This window comes from Haoranjiania flava, assembly GCF_025631005.1.
In the GTDB taxonomy this organism is placed as follows: Bacteria; Bacteroidota; Bacteroidia; order Chitinophagales; family Chitinophagaceae; genus Haoranjiania; species Haoranjiania flava.
On sequence record NZ_JAOTPL010000002.1, the window covers coordinates 50,963 to 73,110 of the forward strand.

A 22,148-nucleotide genomic window follows, 5' to 3' on the forward strand; every position below is an offset into this window, starting at 1 on the left:
TATGAAAATCAATAAACTATTATTCATCTTATTTGCAGGCATTACATTTTTAGCAGGATGTACAAAAGATTTTGTAGAAATAAATACAAACCCGAATGCCAGCTCGGTAGCCAGTCCGCAAAGTTTGTTGGCACCTGTGCTTGTTAGTACCATAAATAATAATCTCGACAGAAACTTCAGGATAAATAATGAATTGATGCAGGTAACTGTAACCACTTCGGATGCCAGAGAGTTTCATCGCTACGAAATAAAACCGTCTGAGTCTGAATATATGTGGAGGGTGTGGTATTCTTCGCTGACCGACATTAGAGATATTTATACCAATGCTGAAGCTACCCGCCAGACCGGTTACCAAACTTTTCAAGGAATTTCTCTCATTCTTGAAACCTGGGTAACTTCGTTGCTAACAGATGCTTTTGGCGATGTGCCGTATTCAAACGCTATAGAGGGCAGAAAAGGAAACACTACTCCATATTTTGACAAGCAACAGGATATATATACAGACCTGTTTAAAAAATTAGATTCCGCTAACGCATTGTTAAGCGTAAAAGTAAACTTACCCGCGGATATCAGCAATACAGAGCCTGTCTATGGAGGAGATGCAGCTAAATGGCAAAAGTTTGGTAATTCATTGTTTCTGAGATTGCTTATGCGGGTTGCTCATAAGCCGGAAAGTAATGCTATAGAAAAAATTAAAGCAATAGTAAGTAATCCTTTACTCTATCCTATAATCAGAGACAGCAGTGAATCAGCCATATTGTATTTTACTAATAAACTGCCTTATGTAACCCGTTTTTACAACGCCAGGGATTTTGATTTTAACGGTGATAAAGGATATTCGGAGTTCTTTATTAATAACTTAATGGAGCTCCAAGACCCTCGACTTTCAAGATGGGCTACTGAAGCATCGTTAGGTGTTTATGGTGGCATGCAGAGCGGATACCCCAAAGGCGCAGTGCCAGAACCTCAATCCCGCCTTCAGTTATCTCTAAAAACCGAGCCGTTATTAGGAAATATTATGAATTATGCAGAGCTCCAGTTTATACTCGCAGAAGCTGTATTAAGAGGTTATATCAACGGAGATGCCGAAGCATATTATAAAAAAGGTGTTATAGCTAATATGGAAATGTGGGGCTGCCAGGTTCCTGAAAATTATTTTACAAAACCAGCAGCAAGTTTTTCCGGTACGGAAAGAGAATTAATGAATAAGCTGTTTCTGCAAAAGTATTTCTCATTGATGTTTACAGACTTTCAGCAATGGTATGAGTATAGACGAACAGGCCTGCCTGAATTGTATATAGGTCCAGGATTGCTCAACGGTGGAAAAATGCCGGTAAGGTTCAATTACCCTTTGATAGTCCAGTCTCTTAATAAAAGTAATTATGACAAGGCTGTTGCGGGTATGGGCGGCGATAGTGTGAATGAAAAAATGTGGTGGCAGCCGTAAAAAACTTTTTAAATTATTGCGTGGTAAAAAGATTAAATATGATTGAAATGAAAAATACAAATTATCGCATAGTATTCTTTAGTTTACTGCTATCTTTTTTAGCAACAGGATGTATAAAAAAGGATATAAATACAGCGGAGGGCATACCTAACCCACATGTTTCATTATATGTATTACGAAATGTGTTTAAAGGCAACGAACTGACTATTAACAGAGATATTTTAGGAGGAGCATACAATACGTCAGGAGTAGTAGTCTCTAATCACGAAAATAAAAACCTTCCGCCTAATACTATAGCTTTGCAGAGTGTCTGGCGGGGGCAGTCAAGAGGCATGCTGATACGCGTGCCCGAAGCTGGTTCGTACAGCTTTGGCGACTCTTTACATATTAATGTAGAGCAGGCAAGGCTGGTAATGGACAAAGGCATGCTTGTATTGGACGGACTTACGAAAGATAAAATTACCAAAGTGGCAGAAGGCGTGCGTAAGGGTTATATGCCCGTATCTATTCAAAATCTTTTGAAGAATGCAGGCGCCTATGAAGGCCAGTTGGTAAGCATTACGGCAGATGTGGACCCCGATCCTGCGCCCGGAACTACGTTTAGCGGTAAAAAGTATCTCAAAGACAGTGAGGGAAATCAAATGCAATTGTTTACAGAGGAGGGAGCTGTTTTTGCCGGAAGCAAAATAGCGCCAAGCGCTACTTTCCAGGGAGTCCTTGTAGGGTCGGATAATGGGCCGCAACTGCGGTTGCAAAAGCTCGAAGATATGACATTTCCTTCCGGAAAAATATACCAGGGATGGCCCGAAACCTTTGAGAAGCCTTATCGGGGCAAGCTTAGCTACAATATTTCAGAAACAAAAAATCTGCTGCAAATGTCAACAGGTGAGTGGTGGCTTTATCAGGTTATTCAAGGTGAAACCGCTGGAGGAGACCGCATCGTAAGCGGTAAGCAGGCATTGCGTTTTCAGCAAAACAGATCTGATAATGCATACGCACAAATGAATTTTGACATGCCCGACGGGGCTTCAAAAGTTACTTTCTGGTATGGAGCTTATTCTACAGACAGATCCTGTACATTCCAGCTTGAATATTCTGTAAATAAGGGCGCATCATGGGAGAGAATCGGGAGCCCTATATCCAATGTGCCTACGGTAGTGGAAAGCCCTACACCAAAACAAGCAATATATTTAATGAATATCAATCAGCCTGTTAGATTTCGCATCAATAAGCTTGGGCTCGGTACCAGCAGTAACACAATAAGTAACGGGCGCTTAGGTATTGATGACTTTGCAATATACCAGTCTTATTAAATTGAACATTGTGCAACAATATGCGTTTATTAAAAAGTATTTGATTTAAACCCTTCTTGAATATGCTCCAATTCTTAAAACCAGCTCCGCATAAGGCAAAGCTGCCCGATTCTGAAATAGATGCTACGTATAAGAAAATACGCTGGCAGGTGTTTGTAGGTATTTTTGTAGGTTATGCAGGCTATTACCTGGTGCGCAAAGTATTTTCTATGGTTATGCCCGATCTTATTGAGCAGGGATTTACCAAGGGGCAACTCGGCTTAGCGCTTTCGGCTATTTCTATAGCTTACGGACTTAGCAAGTTCGTAATGGCTACTGTGTCTGACAGGAGTAATGCGCGTATTTTTTTGCCGCTTGGCTTAATACTCTCTGCCGTTACCATGATCTTTATGGGCTTGCTGCCTTTTGCTACTTCATCTGTAGCTGCTATGTTTGTTTTTCTTTTTATCAACGGCTGGTTTCAGGGTATGGGTTGGCCGCCTTGCGGACGCGTAATGGTACATTGGTTTTCTGTAAAAGAAAGAGGTACAAAAATGTCTATCTGGAATGTAGCGCACAATGTAGGAGGCGGTATTATGGCGCCTCTTGCGATTGCAGGCATATCTGTGTTCGGCGTATGGCAGGGCAAATTGTATTTCCCTGCAGTAATAGCTTTGCTTATTGCTTTTATTACTTATATGCTCGTAAGGGATACCCCGCAGTCATGCGGCCTTCCTTCTATTGAAAAATTCACCAATACACATACCAAAAGCTACGATCAGTCGCACGAAAAAGAGTTGAGTACGCGCCAGATACTTTTTGATTATGTATTGGTAAACAAGTTGATCTGGTATATAGCATTTGCCAATGCATTTATTTACCTGGTACGGTATGGGGTACTCGACTGGGCGCCTACTTACCTGAAGGAAAATAAAGGCTTCTCACTGTCTGAAACCGGTTGGGCATATTTTTTATACGAATGGGCAGGCATTCCGGGCACATTGCTTTGTGGGTGGCTCAGTGATAAAATATTCAAAGGGCGCCGTGCGCCGGCAACCATTATATATATGGTGCTGGTAACGGTAATGGTATTTGTTTACTGGAAAAATCCGCCGGGCAATCCATTGATCGACAACCTCGCGCTGGTGGCCATAGGGTTTCTTATCTACGGACCCGTGATGCTTATAGGCGTTCACGCGCTGGACCTGGTGCCTAAGAAGGCAGCCGGCACAGCTGCCGGGCTTACAGGGCTTTTCGGGTACCTCGGCGGCGCGCTGTTTGCCAATGCAGCCATGGGCTATGTGGTAGATCATTGGGGATGGGATGGCGGCTTTATAATATTGGTAGCATCCTGTGTGCTTGCAATAGTTTTCACAGCATTTACCTGGAAAAAAGAAATAAAGGAATTGGAAGTACAATAAAAGAACATTCATGAAATAGCCATAAGAATGTGCATACCAACCGCAGATGAATAAGCGAAAGGAAGTTCACTGCAAGTATTCCATGTCAGGATTTAAAAAAAGCCGCAAAGGGGAGCACTAAAAAATATACACATGAAATAGCCATAAGCAAAGTTGCATACCAACCGTTGATGAATAAATGCTATTCTATGTGCCAACTGAAAAACAAATAAAGATATGCAAATGAAAATGTATAAGCTTTATGCCTTACTGTTATGGCTATTGCTGCTGGTAGCTTCCTGCAGCAAAAACACAGGCCCTGATAATCCGCCACCACCGGATCCGAAGCAGGAGGTGACTTTAGAAAAAGCAGTGTTTAATGACCCTGCAATATTAGCGAAAGGGGAAAATGCCAACAATATTAAAACCGAGATCTTACGCTATCTCAGCTCTGCAGTAAAAGGCTCTCTGGTGCATATCAATATCTATCTTGTAGATGATGATGATATTGTCAACGCCATTGTCAATGCTCATAATTATGGTGTCAATGTCCACATGCTTATCGACAGCAGCCGCGCAACAAGCCAGCAGCAAAACAAGCAGGCTATAGAAAAGTTGCGTGGAGTCCTCACCGGTACCTCAAGCCTGAAGGTAGTAAAAAGCGATGTGATCATTAACCCCACTAGCGGCTCTATCAACCACCATAAAAGTATGCTTTTCTCCGAAGTAGCCCTTAAAGAAGGAATAGCAAAAAATGTAGTGTTTTCTACCTCGCAAAACTTTATAAAAACAGGGGTTAGAAAAGTCCAGGATGCAGTAATATTTACAGACAAAGAGCTATACAATGCATTTCTAAGTAACTGGAACGCCATTGCAGACCGCGCCTCCTCAGGCATGAAAACTTTTGCATACAACGTTTATAATGCAGCAGACGGCAAAACAACAGCTATATTTTTTCCAAGGCTTATTAATGGCCAATGGGATAGTAAAGACGACATTGTAGACATTCTTGACAAAATAAGCGATCATAAAAATGCAACGGTACAAATAGGCATGTCTGACTGGTCAGATTCCAGGAGGCCTGTTGTGGATAAGCTGGCGCAGCTCCATGAGAAAGGAGTAAAAATTGAAGTGATCGCGAAGTCTGGTATAGGCGACTTTACAAGAGCGCAACTGCAAAAGCTGGCTGACAAAGGCGCCTATATAAAGATATTACAAATGCCGTCGCAAAACATACACTCAAAATTTATGCTTATCAACGGCACCTGGGATGGAAAAGCGCAGACTGTGATCATCAACGGTACACATAACTATACGCCCAATGCACTTCGATACAACAATGAAGTGATACTGTTGCTTAAAAACAGCCCGTTGTTTAAAGAATACCAGGCTAACTATGAAAAAATTAAAGCTAATTTTTGACAATTTTAGAGGCAATAAATTATGCTAATCTCATTAATATAAATAAACTAAAGGATTTATCAGGACAATTATGCATATTGCGGCAGACAATAAAAGATTAAGCTTAGTGATGAAACGCGACGATGGCTATATCTTGTACAACTGGTCTGTGGCTGCCCGCATTAAAAAGTAAAAGCTAAAAAAAGATAAGAATGCAATAAGCATAAGACGACGCATCGTGACCAACCGAGGATGATAATAAAGCATGAAGGTTTTAGTTATTCCATGCGTCAAACAGAAAAAATTAAATATTAACACATGAAAAATCTATCGTTGTATACAACCATATCGGTTCTCCTGCTAATGGCTTCCTGTGCTACCTCTAAAAAGGCGCCGGGACTGGCTTTCCCCGTATTTGATACCGAAGCTCATCGCGGAGGCAAAGGACTGATGCCCGAAAATACCATTCCGGCTATGCTCAACGCCATTGACCTGGGTGTAAGTACACTTGAAATGGACTTGCAAATATCGAAAGATAAAAAAATAATTGTATCTCACGATCCGTATTTCAATCACAATTTTACAACTACACCCGAAGGGAAATTTTTGTCTGCTGCGGAATCGCGCAAGCTTTTATTGTATAATATGGATTATAGCAACATTAAGAGGTACGATGTAGGGCTGAAATATTACCCGGACTATCCGCAACAAAAAAAAATAGCTGTGCACAAGCCGCTGCTGGCCGATCTTATAGATGCTGCTGAAAAATATGCCGCAGGCAAAGGACGTAAAATGCTGTACAATATTGAGATAAAATCAAACAGGAAAAACGATGGCATCAACCACCCGCCTGTGGCGGAGTTTGTAGATCTGGCTATGAAGGTTATTCTGCAAAAAGGGATTGGCGCCAGAACCATCATCCAGTCTTTCGATCCGCGTGCGTTGATAATCATGCGCCGCAAATACCCGGCAGTAGCCACCTCTTTGCTGATTGATGGCAACGATAAGCGCAGCCTGGATGAGCAGTTGCAGGAAATAGGGTTTGTGCCTGTTGTATACAGTCCGCATCATAGCTTAGTTACCAGGGAGCTGGTAGAAGCATGTCATGCAAAAAATATGAAAGTAGTACCCTGGACGGTAAACGATGTGAGCAGGATGAAAACCTTGATTGCATTGAAAGTTGATGGTATCATTTCCGATTATCCCAACTTGTTTGCCGGGGCTCTGCAATAATAAAAAGATATAAGAAAGCTGCATGCCAGGCGTGCATGAAATAGCCATAAAGATCAGGAATCTATACCAACCGGTAATGAATAAAGGCTATTCCATGTGATCATTAAAAACAGCGCAAAGCGGCGCACTAAAAATTACACACATGAATAAGCAAAACAAAGTTTACTGGTAAAGTATATAACTCTTGCAAATTTAAGCAAGAGGATTTTATGTGGAGCAACAGGATCTTTGCAACCTTAATCATAAGTACATAGTTTTCTGATCTTTTCTTTCCGCAATTATGCCTTCCACAAATTCCGGTCTTGCCTATCGTACAGCAGAGATATTGATCTCTCTTTATGAGTTTGCCAGGGAATACTGTTTATAATAACAAACCCCAGACTTTTGTACCGGCAATACATGCGCAGCAATTAGTAACAATTTGTTAATTAGAGGAATTCAATTCCTCTATTTTTTTGAGTTTTATTTGCAAAAAATTTCTATTTATATTTTTTTTAAGTTCTTGTAGTTTCATTGTATTTCAAATAAAAATATTTTTTATTCCGAATTCTTTCTTTTAACTTTGTTTTAAGCAAATTTTTTGAAAAAATAGGGATATGAAATAATCATAAATGAAAAAATCTACACCAACCGGAAATGATAATAAAGAATTAAGGTTTTGGTTATTCCGTGTGGCAAACAGAAAAAAAAATTAAATATTAACACATGAAACGCTCATGATAATTTTTCGCACACAGGGAAATGTATAATCGGCGTTCCATTCCACAAAAACATTAGCCGCAAAGCGGCGCACTTAAAATATACGAATGAAATAGCCATAAGCAAAGTTGCCTGCCAACCGCGAATGAATAAAGGCCATTCCATGCGACCATTAAAAACAGCTGTAAAGCGGCACACTAAATATATATATACGCATGAAATAACCATAAAGATTAGGAATCTATACCAACCGTGAATGAGTATGAATCTAAAAAGCTGGTTATTCCATGTGGCAAACAGAAAAATTAATTATACACACATGAAAACAAAAATTGTATTACTTACGTTTATGGCAATAGCCATATGTTATCACACGCTTGCGCAGACAGGTACGGGCAGAACTATACAAGGTACGGTGTCCAATGTAGAGGGACAGCCATTACAAGCGGCTTCTGTAGTTATCAAGGGCTCTACCACAGGCGCAATTACAGATAGTGAAGGCAATTATCAGATAAGGGTCCCGGAAGAAGGAACCCTCATCTTTAGTATGCTCGGCTATAGTGCACAGGAAGTAACCACGAGTGGAAAAACAGTAATTAACGTACAGCTTATAGAAGTAGGTGCTGATTTAAATGAAATAGTGGTTGTAGGGTACTCCGAAGTTGAAAGAAAGCACGTAGCATCTTCGGTGTCGCAAATGGATATGCAAAAGGCCCGTTACCGTCCTATTTTTAAATTGCAGGAAGCATTCAGCGGTACTATACCCGGCGTAACAAGATTGCAGGGCAGTAACCTGCCGGGGTCAGGAGGAGGCGAAATATCCATTCGTGGCATAAGCACATTGCAAAGAGCATCGCCTCTGGTGATTGTTGACGGCATTGAACAGTCTCTTACAGATCTTGATCCAAACCAGATAAAAAGCATAACCGTGCTTAAAGATGCAGCATCTGCGTCCATGTACGGTTCCAGAGGCGCGAACGGTGTAATTATTATTGAAACAGAAAGAGGATATACCGGTCAGTTCAAAGTTGATATCAACGCGTGGAGCGCAGTGAGTGATGCTATTGATCTTCCTGACTTTGTAAACTTGGCTGATTATATGAAACTGAACAACGAAGCCAAAACTATACAAGGCCAAACGAAATTATTTACCGATGAGCAAATAGAAAAAGCTAAAAGCGGAGAGGTGAAAGGCGTTAACTGGCTGAATGAAGTTATGGAAAGACGCCCGTTTGCCCACAACACTACAGCAAGCATTTCAGGCGGAGGCGGCGTGGGGTCTTTTAACCTGATGCTGGGACATATTAAGGAAGGCGGCCTCAATGAAATTGAAGGAACTGAAAAATTTTCTGCCCGCTTCAATACCAACGTAAACATAGCCGATAAATTTGTATTATTGGCAGATTTTTATGCGCACCGCCTACAGGTCAACCGGTTATTGGCAAATGATGACGGCCATGGGCTTTATCAAATAGCCTGGAGGATGAACCCTTCACAACAGCTATATTATGACTCTTCTGACATACCTAATCATTATATGCTGCACGACGGGCTAAACCCTGTGGCTTCCATAAAACATGGCGGCACTAAAAATTATCTGCACGATAGAAGCACTATCAACCTTCGTCCGAAATACTACATTACCAAAGAGCTGAATGTTGAAGCCAATATTTCTTACATGCTTAATAAATCGGCTAATAAATCAAAAAGAGAAACATTTAAATTTTATGATGGCAATGGCCGCCCTGTTACTATCTGGGGGAATATAGTAGACTCAGAACAAGGGGTTAGCGAAAGCCAGATCACCGCACGTGCCTTGCTCAACTATATTAAAGATTTAAGAGGATCGAAAGATAAAATTTATCTTACTCTTGGCTCTGAAATAATGAATTATGCGTATACAGATTATAAAGAAATAAGCAAAGCCTCGTTTTTTGGCAAACTCAATTATTCTTTTGCTAACCGGTATCTTTTAGAGCTTACTGCAAGAGGCGATGGAAGCAGCAAATTTGCTCCCGGTCACAGGTGGGGATTTTTCCCGGCCGCTGCATTAGCCTGGAATGCACATAATGAAGCTTTCCTGCACAATTTAAAGAACAGTGGCATGCTTACTGAACTAAAGTTCCGCTTTTCTTATGGGCTCATAGGAAATGAGAATGTGGATCCTTACCTGTGGCAGGAGGTTGTAAATAACTGGGGCTGGGTAATGCGTGTGCCCAACCCGGAATTTTCATGGGAGAAACAAAACCAGTGGAATGCAGGCGTTGATGTAACCACTCTCAACAAAAGATTAAGCTTCACGGCAGACGTTTATAGAAAATACTCTTATGATCTCATTTTTTCTTCCTTCCCAGTGCCGCCACTTACCGGCGCAAGCAACTTGGAATCTTCAGTAAATGTGGGTGAAGTGGAGAATAAGGGATGGGAATTTTCTGCCAACTGGAACGACAAAATAGGCGAGTTTTATTATAAGATCGGCGGAATGATATTTGATAATAAAAACAAAGTGTTAAAAGCCGGTTACAAGAGTTCAGATACCCTTATTTTTAAAGGAGATAACGATAGGATCTGGTTCAACGGCACAGCCATAGAAAACTACTATGGCTTCCAGACTAACGGCTACTTCCAGACCCAGGAGGAGGTGGACGCCACCACGGCTAAGCAGCCCAATACATTTGTCGGCGACATCCGCTACGTAGATCAAAACGGCGATGGCATCATCAATGATCAGGACAGAGTAATATTGGGAGATCCCTATCCGCACCTAAATTATTCTTTAAACCTGGATATGAAATATAAGCGCTGGGACTTTAGTTTTCTCGGTCAGGGTATAGGCAAAAGAACAGGCAGATTGGGAGGCATGGAAGGCTATCCGATTTACGTAGACGGCTCGAGCAATTCGCTGGGTTCGCCAAGGCAATACTATGCTAACAACAGGTGGACACCGGGAACCCCCAACAGCAGGTTTCCACGTGTATGGACAGGCAATAGCGCCAACACGTACCTGAGCGATGTGTGGTTGAGCAACGCCGCCTTCTTTCGGGTGAAAATGCTTCAATTGGGCTATACCATACCTCAGGTTGGAAAATATTTCAAAAATGTGAGGTTATACATCAACGCGCAGGACGCCATCACTTTTACAAAATGGGAAGGACTTGAGCCGGAAAGAAATGGCGGAAATGGTTCGTATCCAAGAATGGCAACATATAGCTTCGGGATAAGAACAACCATTTTATAATTTTTAATAAAAAGAAAATAGCCACAAACAATTCTCGTGACCAACCACGGGTAAAAATACGGCGAAACGAAGTTCACTGAAGTAATTCCATGTGACAACTAAAAAACAAATAAATATACACACATGAAATAACCATAAAGATTAGGAATCTATACCAACCGGGAATGAATATGGAATCTAAAAAGCTGGTTATTCCATGTGGCAACTAAAAAAACAAAATAAATATATACACATGAAAAACATTTTATTAATAATACTTATTGCCATTGCGGCAACAGGCTGCGAAAAGTTTTTAGACAAAAGAGACCCCAAGGCTACTACTTTTCAGGAGTTCTTCAACACGGAAGAAGACCTTAGAAGAGTGGTGTACAGTAGCTATACGGATGTCTTTACAACTGTAACTGACAGAAGGTTGTTGTTTTATATGCAGGATGGCAGAACAGACGACGCCTATTCAAGAATCTCGGGAGATCATCACCAGCTCATTGCCAACGGCTCTATGAACAGCAATGCAAGATTAAGCGAATATTACTGGACCATCCACATGAAGCATATAGGCCGTTTAAATACATATATTGCCAATGTAGACATTCCCTATGTAGATGACGAAGCGGTAAGGGAAAATTACAGAAACATCCTGGAAGGATTAAGAGCCTGGCACTATTTTATAGCCACCTCACGGTGGGGAAACGTACCCTTTCTTTTAGAACCCGCCGATCTGGAAACTGCTAAACAGCCCGCCAAGCCTAAGGAAGAAATATTAAACCTGCTCTTCCCCATGGCAGAAGAAATTGCTAACAAACTCCCGCCGGATGAATATACCACCAACGCATACATGTTCAATAAATATTCTTTGAAGGCATTGATTATGCGCTACGCCTTGTATAATGGAAAATATGAAATGGCTGCACGCCTTGCCAAAGAAATAATGGATAGTAAAAAATATGAGCTTTTTGCCAGCTATGCCAATCTCTTCAATTACAAAGGCGATAAGATAAATAAAGAATTTATCATGAAAATGGACATGCCCAGCCACAACAACACCGCTACAAATTCATTCAGAGATTTAGGGCCTCAGTACAGAACTGGTCCCGGACAGTCTTATTCCGTGCCTACGAAAGCGCTGGTAGATGCTTACTGGACATTGCAGGGACGGCCAATAGACAAATGCCCGCTTTATAAAAAAGAACAGTATGAACTTAATCCTAAATTAAACCGCGATCCCCGTTTCTCAGCCAGCATCTTCGGGCATGGAGACAAGTTTTCAGGAGAAATCATCAATATCTATGATGAAAACAGCCCATTATACTACAAAAACCTGCGGGCAAGCAGCACCGGCTATTGGTACAAAAAATTTGTAGATGAAGCAGATGCTTTCAAAACCAGCGGTGGTAACATGCACTTTCCGCTACTGCGCTACGCCGAAGTACTGCTCACCTACGCCGAAGCAAAAATAATGTTAGGCGATGTGGATGATCTGGCAAAAAGCTGCATCAACCAAATACGCAAGCGTGCCGGGCTGGACATGAGCGTTGCAGATGTAACTCTCACACCTAAAACAAAACAGGAATGGATTGACCTCATCAGAAACGAGCGCCGCACAGAATTCGCAGCAGAAGGGCTTCGCTACGATGATATAATAAGATGGAAAACCGCAGAAGTGGTGCTTAACAAGCCGGCTTTGGGGCACACCAGGAAAATAGATGATTCTCTTGTAAGCTTAAAAATAGAAGATAGAGAATTCCTTACGCACCAGTATTTATGGCCGTTCCATGAAAGCTCATTAAGAGTAGAGCCAGGATTAAAACAAAATCCCGGTTATTAAAAACATTTCCGTCAATGTTTTACGAGGTTGTATTGCTGTGCTTATACAGCAGTACAACCTTTGAGTCTGGTATTAATTTATGAATATTACCTTAGCATATGAATTCCTGTATATGTGGTATAAAAAAAATAACAACTTCGTTTGTTTACAATTACCACTATCTTTAATTTTCGCAAATCCGTATTAGTTTACATTCAAACAATTGCTTTTTCATGAATCGCAGAAAATTTATTAAAAATAGCGCCGCCACCATGGCTGCCTTTTACATTGTGCCTTCTCATGTACTGGGCGGTACCCGCCACATTGCGCCCAGCGACCAGCTAACAAGGGCTATCATTGGTGTAGGCTCCATGGGCCGCGGGCATATCCGCTACCCGGGCGCCAACCTCGTGGCCATTTGCGATGTAGATAACAATCATCTGAAACGCGCTTTAGGGCTCTCTCCGAAAGGAACAAAAACATATCATGATTACCGTGAGTTGCTCGGAGATCCGGGCATCGATATCGTTCATATTGTAACACCTCCGCACTGGCATGGCATTATGAGTGTGGATGCAGCCAATGCCGGCAAAGACATCTGGTGCGAAAAGCCTATGACGCGTACTATTGGCGAAGGCCTCCGTGTAAGGGAAGCTGTAAAGCAGAATGGCCGTATTTTCAGGCTAAACACCTGGTTCCGTTTTAAGGATACATTTTACGGAATGAAGACTACCGTGCAGCCTGTTAAAAAACTGGTGCAGAGCGGGCTGCTGGGCTGGCCGCTGAAATGCACCATCAATGCTTCCACCGGGTTCAACTGGAAGTTTTTCTGGATCGGCAAAACCGATCTGGATGTACAGCCTGTTCCTGCCGAACTGGATTATAACATGTGGCTGGGCCCGGCGCCGTTCAAGCCATACCATCCGCACCGCGTTCACGGAACTTTCCGCGGCTATTGGGATTACGATGGTGGCGGACTGGGCGATATGGGCCAGCATTACCTGGATCCAGTGCAGTATTTTTTGGGTAAAGATAATGAGCTGCCTGTGCGCATTGAAGTGGATGCTGCCCAGCAGCACCCGGATGCAGCAGGCACGTGGAAACGGATTGAACTTACCTATGCGGATGGTTGCAAAATTGTATTGGATGGTGAAAACAAAGATACCAATGCGGCATTTTTGGAAGGCCCCGCCGGAAAACTCTTCCCCGGCTTCCGGTCTACAATTCCTAACCTGGAAAAAAAATTAGCTGCATTTCCCGAACCGGAGCCGCAGCTGACGGATTTTTCGGAGGCGGTGAAAACCCGGAAAAAATTTGCCCTGAATGAAGATAATGGCTTCCATTCGGCTACGCTCGTAAACCTGGCCATTATGGCTGTACGTTTAAACCGTTCATTGCAATTCGACCCTGTTAAATTGCAGTTCATAAACGATCCCGCAGCTAATGCGCTTATCCACCAGCCCATGCGTGCACCGTGGAATATTTAAAGGATGCAGCTAAATGCGGCATATATACATTGTTGCTTGCTAAGCAAGCGTAGTTAAGCAAATGTGCAGGCTGCAGCAATGCTTTTGCCCACGATCATAAATAAAAAAACAACTGATTCCTGAATAAAATGAAACAACTACAAATTTTTTTACTTGCGCTGTTTTTAATCCCCGTAATTACTTTCGCCCAGCCCGGAACAGATGTAAGGTCTATTGAAACCAAAGTAGCCGACCTGCTGATGCAGTTGCCGGCGCAGAATACGGCTTCCCATAATGCCTTAATGAAAGAATTATCATTATTCGGCAACCCGGGCATCAAAAACCTGGCCTCTAAACTGGTCGCTCCCGGAAAAGGTAATGATGCATCAGCACGTTATGCCATTAGCGGGCTGGCCAAGTATGTTGGGCAGCTAAATGATATTCCTTTGAGACGGGCCACTTCTGCTGGCCTGCTAAGCGCTTTGGGTACGGCAAAAGATGATGAAGTAAGAGATTTTATTTTACAGGAGGCACAGTATGTTGCGGGCGATGAGGCTGTACCGCTTGTACGAAAATACCTGGTTGATAACCGCCTCGCCGATCCGGCTGCCCGCTTGTTGTTAAGAGTAAGAACCGGCGATGCCTCTAAAGCTATGCTTTCTGCGCTGTCCTCAGCAAAAGGCAGCCCCCGGCTTACACTAATAAAAGCGCTGGGCGATGCACAATATAAGCCGGCCGGTGCAAGATTGTTGCAACTGTGGCCTAAAGCCGCCAATGACAATGTTAAGAAAGTAATACTTCGTTCGCTTGCGCAAATAGGCGAATCCGCTGCGGCGCCCACGCTTAAAGCGGCTGCGGAAAAAGCAAATTATAAATTTGATTCTCTTGATGCGACAGGCTCTTACTTGGTTTTCCTGGAGCGCCAGTTACAACAAGGAAATAAAACATATGTTGAGCGGTCAGCAAGGAACATGCTTGAAAATACAAGTATCCCTGAGCAAATAAGAAGCGCTGCACTGTCTTTACTTTCAAAAGCTGCTGCCGGCGGCGCGGCTGCTGAATTGCTTCATGCGCTGAATTCACAACAAAATAACTATCGGGGCACGGCTGTCAGCTTGCTGACTGATATTTACACGCCTGAGGTTTCCAGGCAGGTACAAAATATTTTAAGAACTACAAAGGATGCGCAGCTGCAATCAGCATTGGTGTATCTGCTGGAGCAAAAGGAAGATAAAGCGGCTTTGCCGTTATTGATTGAGCTGTTCAACAGTTCCGATCAGCAGGTTCAGTTTGCTGCGGTCAATGCTGTGGCTAAAGCGGGCAAACAGGATGCTATTGCACCACTTATTTTACTGATTCAAGGCGCCAAACCGGATATTATACACGTAGCTAAAAATGCCTTGCTGACGATTCCGGGTAATGCTGTGGCTGATGCTGCTGCAGGCGCGTTGCCACAATCGGCAGGAGCAGCTAAAGTAGCTTTGGTAGAGATTATCGCTCAACGCATGGCTGCAGCACATTCAGGATTGATTTTTAATGAAGCAAATAATGTAGATGCGGCTGTGCGGCTGGCAGCTGCTAAGGCATTGAGTAATCTGGCAGGGGAAAGCGATGCCCATAGAATTGCGCAGCTTCTCAATAATGCTTCTGAACCCAGGCTTGTAACAGCATACCAGCAGGCTTTAACCAATGCCATAGCAGCAAAATCAAAAGCAGATCAGATATCCGGCGTTCAGGAACTGATGAATAAGAGTAATAATAAACAACACCTGTACTACAGCGTTCTGTCTTCAACAGGCGGCAGGGAAGCGCTGCATATTGTACTGAACGATTTTAAAAATGGCACGGCTCAACAAAAGGAAGCGGCCATGAAAGCATTGTCTTCATGGAATGATGATACGGTTTTAGAAGCGCTGTACCAGATCGCAAAAGTAAGCAACGGGGCTACGAAAGAAACAGCGCTTAACAGTTTCATTGCCGCCATCAACAATTCAAAAAACACTACTGATCAAAAAGTGCTTATGTTTCGCAATGCCATGGACATAGCTGCAACCACCGCCCAGAAACGGAATATTTTGAATGGTATTTCAGCTAACAGCACTTTACAATCGCTGATATTTGTGTCAAAGTATTTTGACGATAAGGACCTGCAGCAGGATGCCGTACAGGCTGTTATTAATATTGTTTTGGATCATAAGGAACTGTATGGAAAAAATGTTGAAGCAATTGCCAACCGGGCTATTGAATTAAATAAAGACAAAGAATCTGATTATTTAAAACAAGCGCTCATCCGCCATCTGGCGGCGCTGCCTAAGGAAGAAGGCTTTGTGGCGATGTTTAACGGGAAAGACCTTTCAGGATGGAAAGGCCTCGTGGAAAACCCGATCAAAAGAGCATCAATGAGTGCATCAGAGCTTGCAGCCAGGCAAAAAGAAGCAGACGCTCAAATGCGCAAAGACTGGAGAGTTGAGAACGGCGTTTTGGTTTTTCAAGGTAAAGGTTATAACAACCTTGTATCAGAAAAAATGTACGAAGATTTTGAAATGCTGGTGGACTGGCGCATGGAACCCAAAGGAGATGGAGGCGTTTATTTAAGAGGCTCGCCGCAGGTACAGACATGGGATACTTCTCGTACAGATGTGGGCGCACAGGTGGGCTCAGGTGGTCTCTACAACAATAAAGTTCACCGCAGCACACCCCTGAAAGTAGCTGACAATCCAATTAATGAATGGAACACTTTCAGGATTAAAATGATTGGAGACCGGGTTACGGTGCATTTGAACGGCCAGCTTGTAACAGATAATGTAATACTCGAAAATTACTGGGATCGCAAAATCCCGATTTTCAGTAAGGAGGCCATAGAATTACAGGCGCATGGTACCAGGCTTGAATTTCGCGATATTTATGTGAAGGAAATACCACGCCCCAGGCCTTATGAGCTGAGTGTACAGGAAAAGAACGAAGGGTTTGTTCCGCTTTTCAATGGTGTAAGCCTTGACGGATGGGTGGGCAATAAAGTAAATTATTACGCCCAGGAGGGCATGATCGTTTCTGATCCTGCGCCCAAGCGCCCCGCCGGGATGAACAAGAATATTTACACGGATAAAGAATACAGCGACTTTATTATGCGATTTGAATTTCAATTAACGCCAGGCGCAAATAACGGCTTAGGTATTCGCACGCCGCTGGAGGGAGACGCTGCCTACGTGGGCATGGAATTACAAATCCTGGATAACGAAGCTGAAATCTATAAAGACCTGAAACCTTATCAATACCATGGATCTGTTTACGGCATTATCCCGGCGCTGCGCGGTTATTTAAAACCCATAGGCGAATGGAATTACCAGGAAGTGAAAGCTATCGGCAACCGCATCACCATTACACTTAACGGCAAGGTGATCCTTGACGGCGACATTGCTCAGGCCAGCAAAAACAATACAGCCACAGCTGACGGGAAAGCGCACCCCGGCCTGCTTAATAAATCAGGCCATATTGGTTTCCTCGGACATGGCTCTTACCTTAAATTCAGGAATTTGAGAATAAAAGATCTGGGGAAGAAATGAAAAGACAATTAAGGGTATTTAAGCCTTGTCTTACAAAAAAATGATGCTTAACCCCGGGTTAAAATATAAAGCCGCGAAAACACTTATGTATCGCAGGCCAGGATTGCAGGCATACAGGTATTGCCTGAAGAGTAGCAGATAAAGCCGCACTGCATCTTCAGAAAATGGATAATGCCTGCTGTAAGATGAATACATGATAATTTATAAGTGGTTGTTTGGAACTTATACGAATTGGGAACCGGATAACCCAAAAATCAGGATATAGATTATTGGTGAATGCCTACCTTGCAAAAATATTTGGTTCGTATTGCTTTCACTTGTACTTTTGCAACAGTTCTTAAAATTCTTATCAAGAAAGGCTGAGTGACTGGCACGTTGAAGCCTTGGCAACCTCATCAACAGATGAAAGGTGCTAATTCCAACCAATATAAACTATTGGAAAGATAAATCGGATGATAACTTTTAAAGCAAATATTGTAAAATATATTTAGGAGCCTGTCTGATTTCAGACAGGCTTTTTTTGTTGCAACCAAAACAATACTAGCTTTAGATGACCGGCTGATAAGGGTTTCAAAGAATTTTTAAAAATTATTTTGAACCTTTAAAAAGACAAAAATGGCAGACTTAAAATTTGAAACCCTGCAACTGCACGCAGGACAGATCGTAGACAAAGAAACTAACTCACGTGCAGTACCGATTTACCAGACTTCTTCCTATGTATTTAATGACGTTACCCATGCGGCAAATCTTTTTGGACTGAAAGAATTCGGTAATATTTACACCCGGCTGCAAAATCCCACCACTGATGTGTTTGAACAAAGAATAGCTGCACTGGAAGGCGGTGTGGCCGCATTGGCCACATCATCCGGACAGGCTGCTCAGTTTATAGCGCTGAACAATTTTTTACAGGCAGGAGACAACTTTGTTTCATCACCGTTTGTATATGGCGGCACCTACAACCAGTTTAAAGTTGCGTTCAAACGTTTAGGTATTGAAGCGCGTTTTGCAGAAGATGATACCGCAGAAAAACTGGAGGAAAAAATCGACGGCTCTACAAAAGCTATCTACCTTGAAACTATTGGCAACCCGCGCCTGAACATCCCGGATTTTGATAAGATAGCAGCATTAGCCCGGAAGTATGATATACCATTTGTAGTTGATAATACTTTCGGCGCCGGCGGGTATTTGTTCAATCCCATTGCACACGGAGCAAACGTGGTAGTGCATTCTGCTACCAAATGGATAGGCGGCCACGGCACTACGCTTGGCGGCGTAATCATTGACGGCGGCAACTACAACTGGGGCAATGGCAAATTTCCGCAGTTCTCCGAACCATCCGAAGGCTATCATGGCCTGAATTTCTGGAATACTTTCGGAGAAGGAAATCCTCTTGGCTTGCCGAATATTGCATTCGCAATCCGTGCACGCGTGGAAGGGCTCAGAGATTTTGGACCGGCACAAAGCCCTTTCAATGCTTTCCTGCTGTTGCAGGGAATTGAAACCCTTTCTTTACGTGCAGAACGCCACGTATCAAATACGCTCGCATTGGCAAAATGGCTGGAAGCACAGCCTGAAGTTGAGTTTGTATGGTATCCCGGCCTGGAAAGCAGTCCCTATTATGAACTGGCTAAAAAATACCTCACCAAAGGTTTTGGCGGAGTGCTGAACTTTGGTGTGAAAGGTGGTAAAGACGCAGCTTTGAAAGTGATCAATAATTTCAAGCTGGCAAGCCTGCTCGCCAATGTAGGAGACGCTAAAACACTGGTGATACATCCGGCATCTACCACACACGAACAGTTAAGCACCGAAGCACAGGAGAGAGCAGGCGTATTGCCCAATTTAATACGTGTAAGTGTCGGCTATGAACATATTGACGACATCATTGCAGATTTTGAGCAGGCAGTGAAGAGTAGTTGACAATTGATAATGGATAAGTGATAATTGATAATGGACAATGAAGTAGAGAGAGGAGAGTGAACGGCCTTAGAGGTTCGTCATTGCGATAAAACGCAGCGTAGCGGAGTTGTAGAAGCAATCTCTGTCGCGATTGAGGGCTGAGTTGAGATTGCTTCGCTCCGAAGGACTCCGGAACCTTCGGAGTCCTTCGGACGCAATGACGGTCTTTAGGGTTAATGGACAAATTGATAATTGATAATGGACAATGAAGTGGAGTGAAGGTTTAAGCTGAACGCTGATTGCTAAAACGCCAGCATGATAATGTACAATAGGCGGAAGAGAAAAGTGGATAAAAACACTACACAAAATAACTCGATCACTTGATCACTGGATAACAACGGTAACTATGAAACCATCGGTTTATAAATACAAGAAAGATTTTCTTTTAGAATGCGGTAAAACTATCGCAGGATTTCACTTGCAGTATGCTACTTACGGTAAAATGAATGCCGATAAAAGTAACGTGGTATGGGTATTTCATGCGCTCACCGCCAACAGTGATGCAAAGGACTGGTGGCCGGGACTTATAGGAGAAGAGAAGCTGTTCAACCCTCAGGAGCATTTCATTATCTGTGCAAATATTCCCGGCAGTTGTTATGGCAGTTCCGGCCCGCTGGATATCAATCCCAAAACAAAAAAGCCATACTACAAAGACTTTCCCATCTTTACCATCAAGGATATTGTCAGAAGTTTTATAGAATTAAAAGCACACCTGGGGATTGATAAGATCTGGCTGGGCATCGGCGGCTCTCTCGGTGGCATGCAGTTGTTGGAGTGGGCTGTAGAAAATCCTGATGATTTTGAACACATCATTCCTATTGCTACCAGCGCCAAAGCATCGCCCTGGGTCATCGCCATGAACACCTCGCAGAGAATGTGTATCGAGCAGGACCCAACCTGGAACAATGGTAAAGATGACGCGGGAAAAAACGGCATGAAAACTGCGCGTACCATTGCTTTGCTTTCTTACAGGAATTATGAAACCTACACCCAGTGCCAGCAGGGCGTCACGCTCGACACAGAAGACCTGAGCATAGATCAGCAAGTGTTCAGGGCTGAAACCTACCAACGCTACCAGGGCGAAAAGCTGGCTAAAAGGTTCAACGCATACAGCTACTACAACATTACCAAAATATTAGATACGCATGATGTAGGGCGGGGCAGAGGCACGGTAGAGTTTGCATTAAGCATTATCAAGGCAAAAACTTTGGTCATAGGCATTTCATCAGACCTGCTTTTCCCGGTAAAAGAACAGGCGCTGATAGCCGAACATGTAAAAGACGCACACCTGGAGATCATAGAATCGTTTTACGGACACGACGGCTTTTTGCTTGAGTTCGAGGTGATCCATTATATCATTTCAAAATTTTTAAAATCAAAATAAATGTCAGAAGAAAAAGAATTAGTCATAGGTATGTTTGGCTTTGGCGTGGTTGGGGAGGGCTTGTACCGCATATTACAGCAAACGCCTTCTTTGAAAGCCAGGATGAAGAAAGTATGTATCAAACATCCCGGTAAAAAAAGAAATGCACCTGAAGATCTTTTTACTACCGATAAAAATGAATTGTTGTTTGATGAGGAGATCAACGTGATCGTTGAGGTGATCAATGAGTCTGATGCAGCATTTGATATAGTTTCCACGGCATTGAAGAATAATAAGAATGTAGTCAGCGCCAGCAAGAAAATGATCGCTGAACATTTACAGGAAATACTTGACCTGCAAAAACAAACAGGGCTTTCTTTTCTTTGCGAGCCTGCTGCCTGTGCATCCATACCGGTCATCCGCAACCTGGAAGAGTATTACGATAATGACCTGCTGCACTCTATACGTGCCATCGTAAACGGATCTACGAATTTTATTCTTACCAAAATGTTTGATGAAAATTTGTCTTTCCAGGATGCGCTGCTGCTGGCGCAGCAACTAGGCTATGCAGAGACTGACCCTACGCTGGATGTAGAAGGCTTTGATGCTGCCAACAAATGGACTATTTTATTGAACCATGCATACGGTATTGTGGTGCGCAGCGGAGAGATATTGTTTTCAGGCATACAAAACGTACAACTGAGCGATGCTAAGGTAGCCAAAGAAAAAAAATGGCAGATAAAACTGGTTGCCCAGGCCAAGACATTGCTCAATGGTAAAGTGGCCGCATTTGTATTGCCGCAGTTTGTAGAAGATGAAGACCTGCTGGCATTTGTAAAAAATGAATTCAATGGCGTGGTCATAGAAAGCGGTTTTGCAGACAAACAGTTTTTCTATGGAAAAGGCGCAGGCAGCATGGCTACCGGCTCTGCTGTGATGAGCGACGTGGCTGCATTACGCTATGGCTACCGCTACGAGTATAAAAAACTTTATCACCACAAGCCTAAAGAACTAACCAACGATTTTTACCTGCGTGTGTACGTGAGTTTTGATGAATTTTCAACCATTGAAAAAGACGATTTTGAATGGATAGAAGAATGGCACGGCGGCCTTGACAGGAGCTACCTCATCGGCGTAATACATTTTGAAAAATTGGTAAAGAACCAATGGTGGAAAGAAAAAGGCATTTCCTTAATACTCTCTGCAGATGAGATCATTGAGGAGATCGAATCGCGGAAAGTAAAGAAGCGCAGCCTGGAGCTTGCAGGTATACAATTGAAATGATC

General features: G+C 42.9%; 12 protein-coding genes and 1 riboswitch. All 12 genes read left to right on the forward strand.

The window, feature by feature from the left end; all coding sequences use genetic code 11:
- Position 1 precedes the first annotated feature (1 nt).
- Positions 2 to 1,447: a SusD/RagB family nutrient-binding outer membrane lipoprotein gene (locus OD355_RS01705; protein WP_263036714.1), complete on the forward strand. Its 1,446-nt coding sequence runs from the start codon at positions 2 to 4 to the stop codon at positions 1,445 to 1,447.
- A 47-nt stretch (positions 1,448 to 1,494) separates the two neighbouring features.
- Positions 1,495 to 2,760 carry a DUF5689 domain-containing protein gene (locus tag OD355_RS01710; protein ID WP_263036715.1) on the forward strand — a complete coding sequence of 422 codons (1,266 nt, stop codon included), beginning with the start codon at positions 1,495 to 1,497 and terminating at the stop codon, positions 2,758 to 2,760.
- Between the two features lie 62 nt (positions 2,761 to 2,822).
- Positions 2,823 to 4,160, forward strand: a complete 1,338-nt coding sequence (glpT, locus tag OD355_RS01715) for a glycerol-3-phosphate transporter (RefSeq protein WP_263036716.1) — start codon at positions 2,823 to 2,825, stop codon at positions 4,158 to 4,160.
- Between the two features lie 222 nt (positions 4,161 to 4,382).
- Positions 4,383 to 5,561: a phospholipase D-like domain-containing protein gene (locus OD355_RS01720; RefSeq protein WP_263036717.1), complete on the forward strand. Its 1,179-nt coding sequence runs from the start codon at positions 4,383 to 4,385 to the stop codon at positions 5,559 to 5,561.
- Positions 5,562 to 5,858: 297 nt separating this feature from the next.
- A complete protein-coding gene (locus OD355_RS01725) occupies positions 5,859 to 6,773 on the forward strand; it encodes a glycerophosphodiester phosphodiesterase (RefSeq protein ID WP_263036718.1) in 915 nt (304 codons plus the stop codon).
- Positions 6,774 to 7,791: 1,018 nt separating this feature from the next.
- Positions 7,792 to 10,710: a SusC/RagA family TonB-linked outer membrane protein gene (locus tag OD355_RS01730; RefSeq protein ID WP_263036719.1), complete on the forward strand. Its 2,919-nt coding sequence runs from the start codon at positions 7,792 to 7,794 to the stop codon at positions 10,708 to 10,710.
- A 232-nt stretch (positions 10,711 to 10,942) separates the two neighbouring features.
- Positions 10,943 to 12,535 carry a RagB/SusD family nutrient uptake outer membrane protein gene (locus tag OD355_RS01735; RefSeq protein WP_263036720.1) on the forward strand — a complete coding sequence of 531 codons (1,593 nt, stop codon included), beginning with the start codon at positions 10,943 to 10,945 and terminating at the stop codon, positions 12,533 to 12,535.
- A 212-nt stretch (positions 12,536 to 12,747) separates the two neighbouring features.
- Positions 12,748 to 14,001 (forward strand): Gfo/Idh/MocA family oxidoreductase, encoded by a 1,254-nt coding sequence (locus tag OD355_RS01740; RefSeq protein ID WP_263036721.1) that lies wholly within the window; start codon positions 12,748 to 12,750, stop codon positions 13,999 to 14,001.
- Positions 14,002 to 14,129: 128 nt separating this feature from the next.
- Positions 14,130 to 17,543, forward strand: a complete 3,414-nt coding sequence (locus tag OD355_RS01745) for a DUF1080 domain-containing protein (protein ID WP_263036722.1) — start codon at positions 14,130 to 14,132, stop codon at positions 17,541 to 17,543.
- A gap of 343 nt (positions 17,544 to 17,886) precedes the next feature.
- Positions 17,887 to 17,993: riboswitch (SAM riboswitch) on the forward strand.
- A gap of 165 nt (positions 17,994 to 18,158) precedes the next feature.
- Entirely contained in the window at positions 18,159 to 19,460 is a 1,302-nt protein-coding gene (locus OD355_RS01750) for an O-acetylhomoserine aminocarboxypropyltransferase/cysteine synthase family protein (protein WP_263036723.1), read from the forward strand.
- A gap of 385 nt (positions 19,461 to 19,845) precedes the next feature.
- Positions 19,846 to 20,883 carry a homoserine O-acetyltransferase family protein gene (locus OD355_RS01755; RefSeq protein WP_263036724.1) on the forward strand — a complete coding sequence of 346 codons (1,038 nt, stop codon included), beginning with the start codon at positions 19,846 to 19,848 and terminating at the stop codon, positions 20,881 to 20,883.
- Positions 20,884 to 22,146: a homoserine dehydrogenase gene (locus tag OD355_RS01760; RefSeq protein WP_263036725.1), complete on the forward strand. Its 1,263-nt coding sequence runs from the start codon at positions 20,884 to 20,886 to the stop codon at positions 22,144 to 22,146.
- Positions 22,147 to 22,148 lie beyond the last annotated feature (2 nt).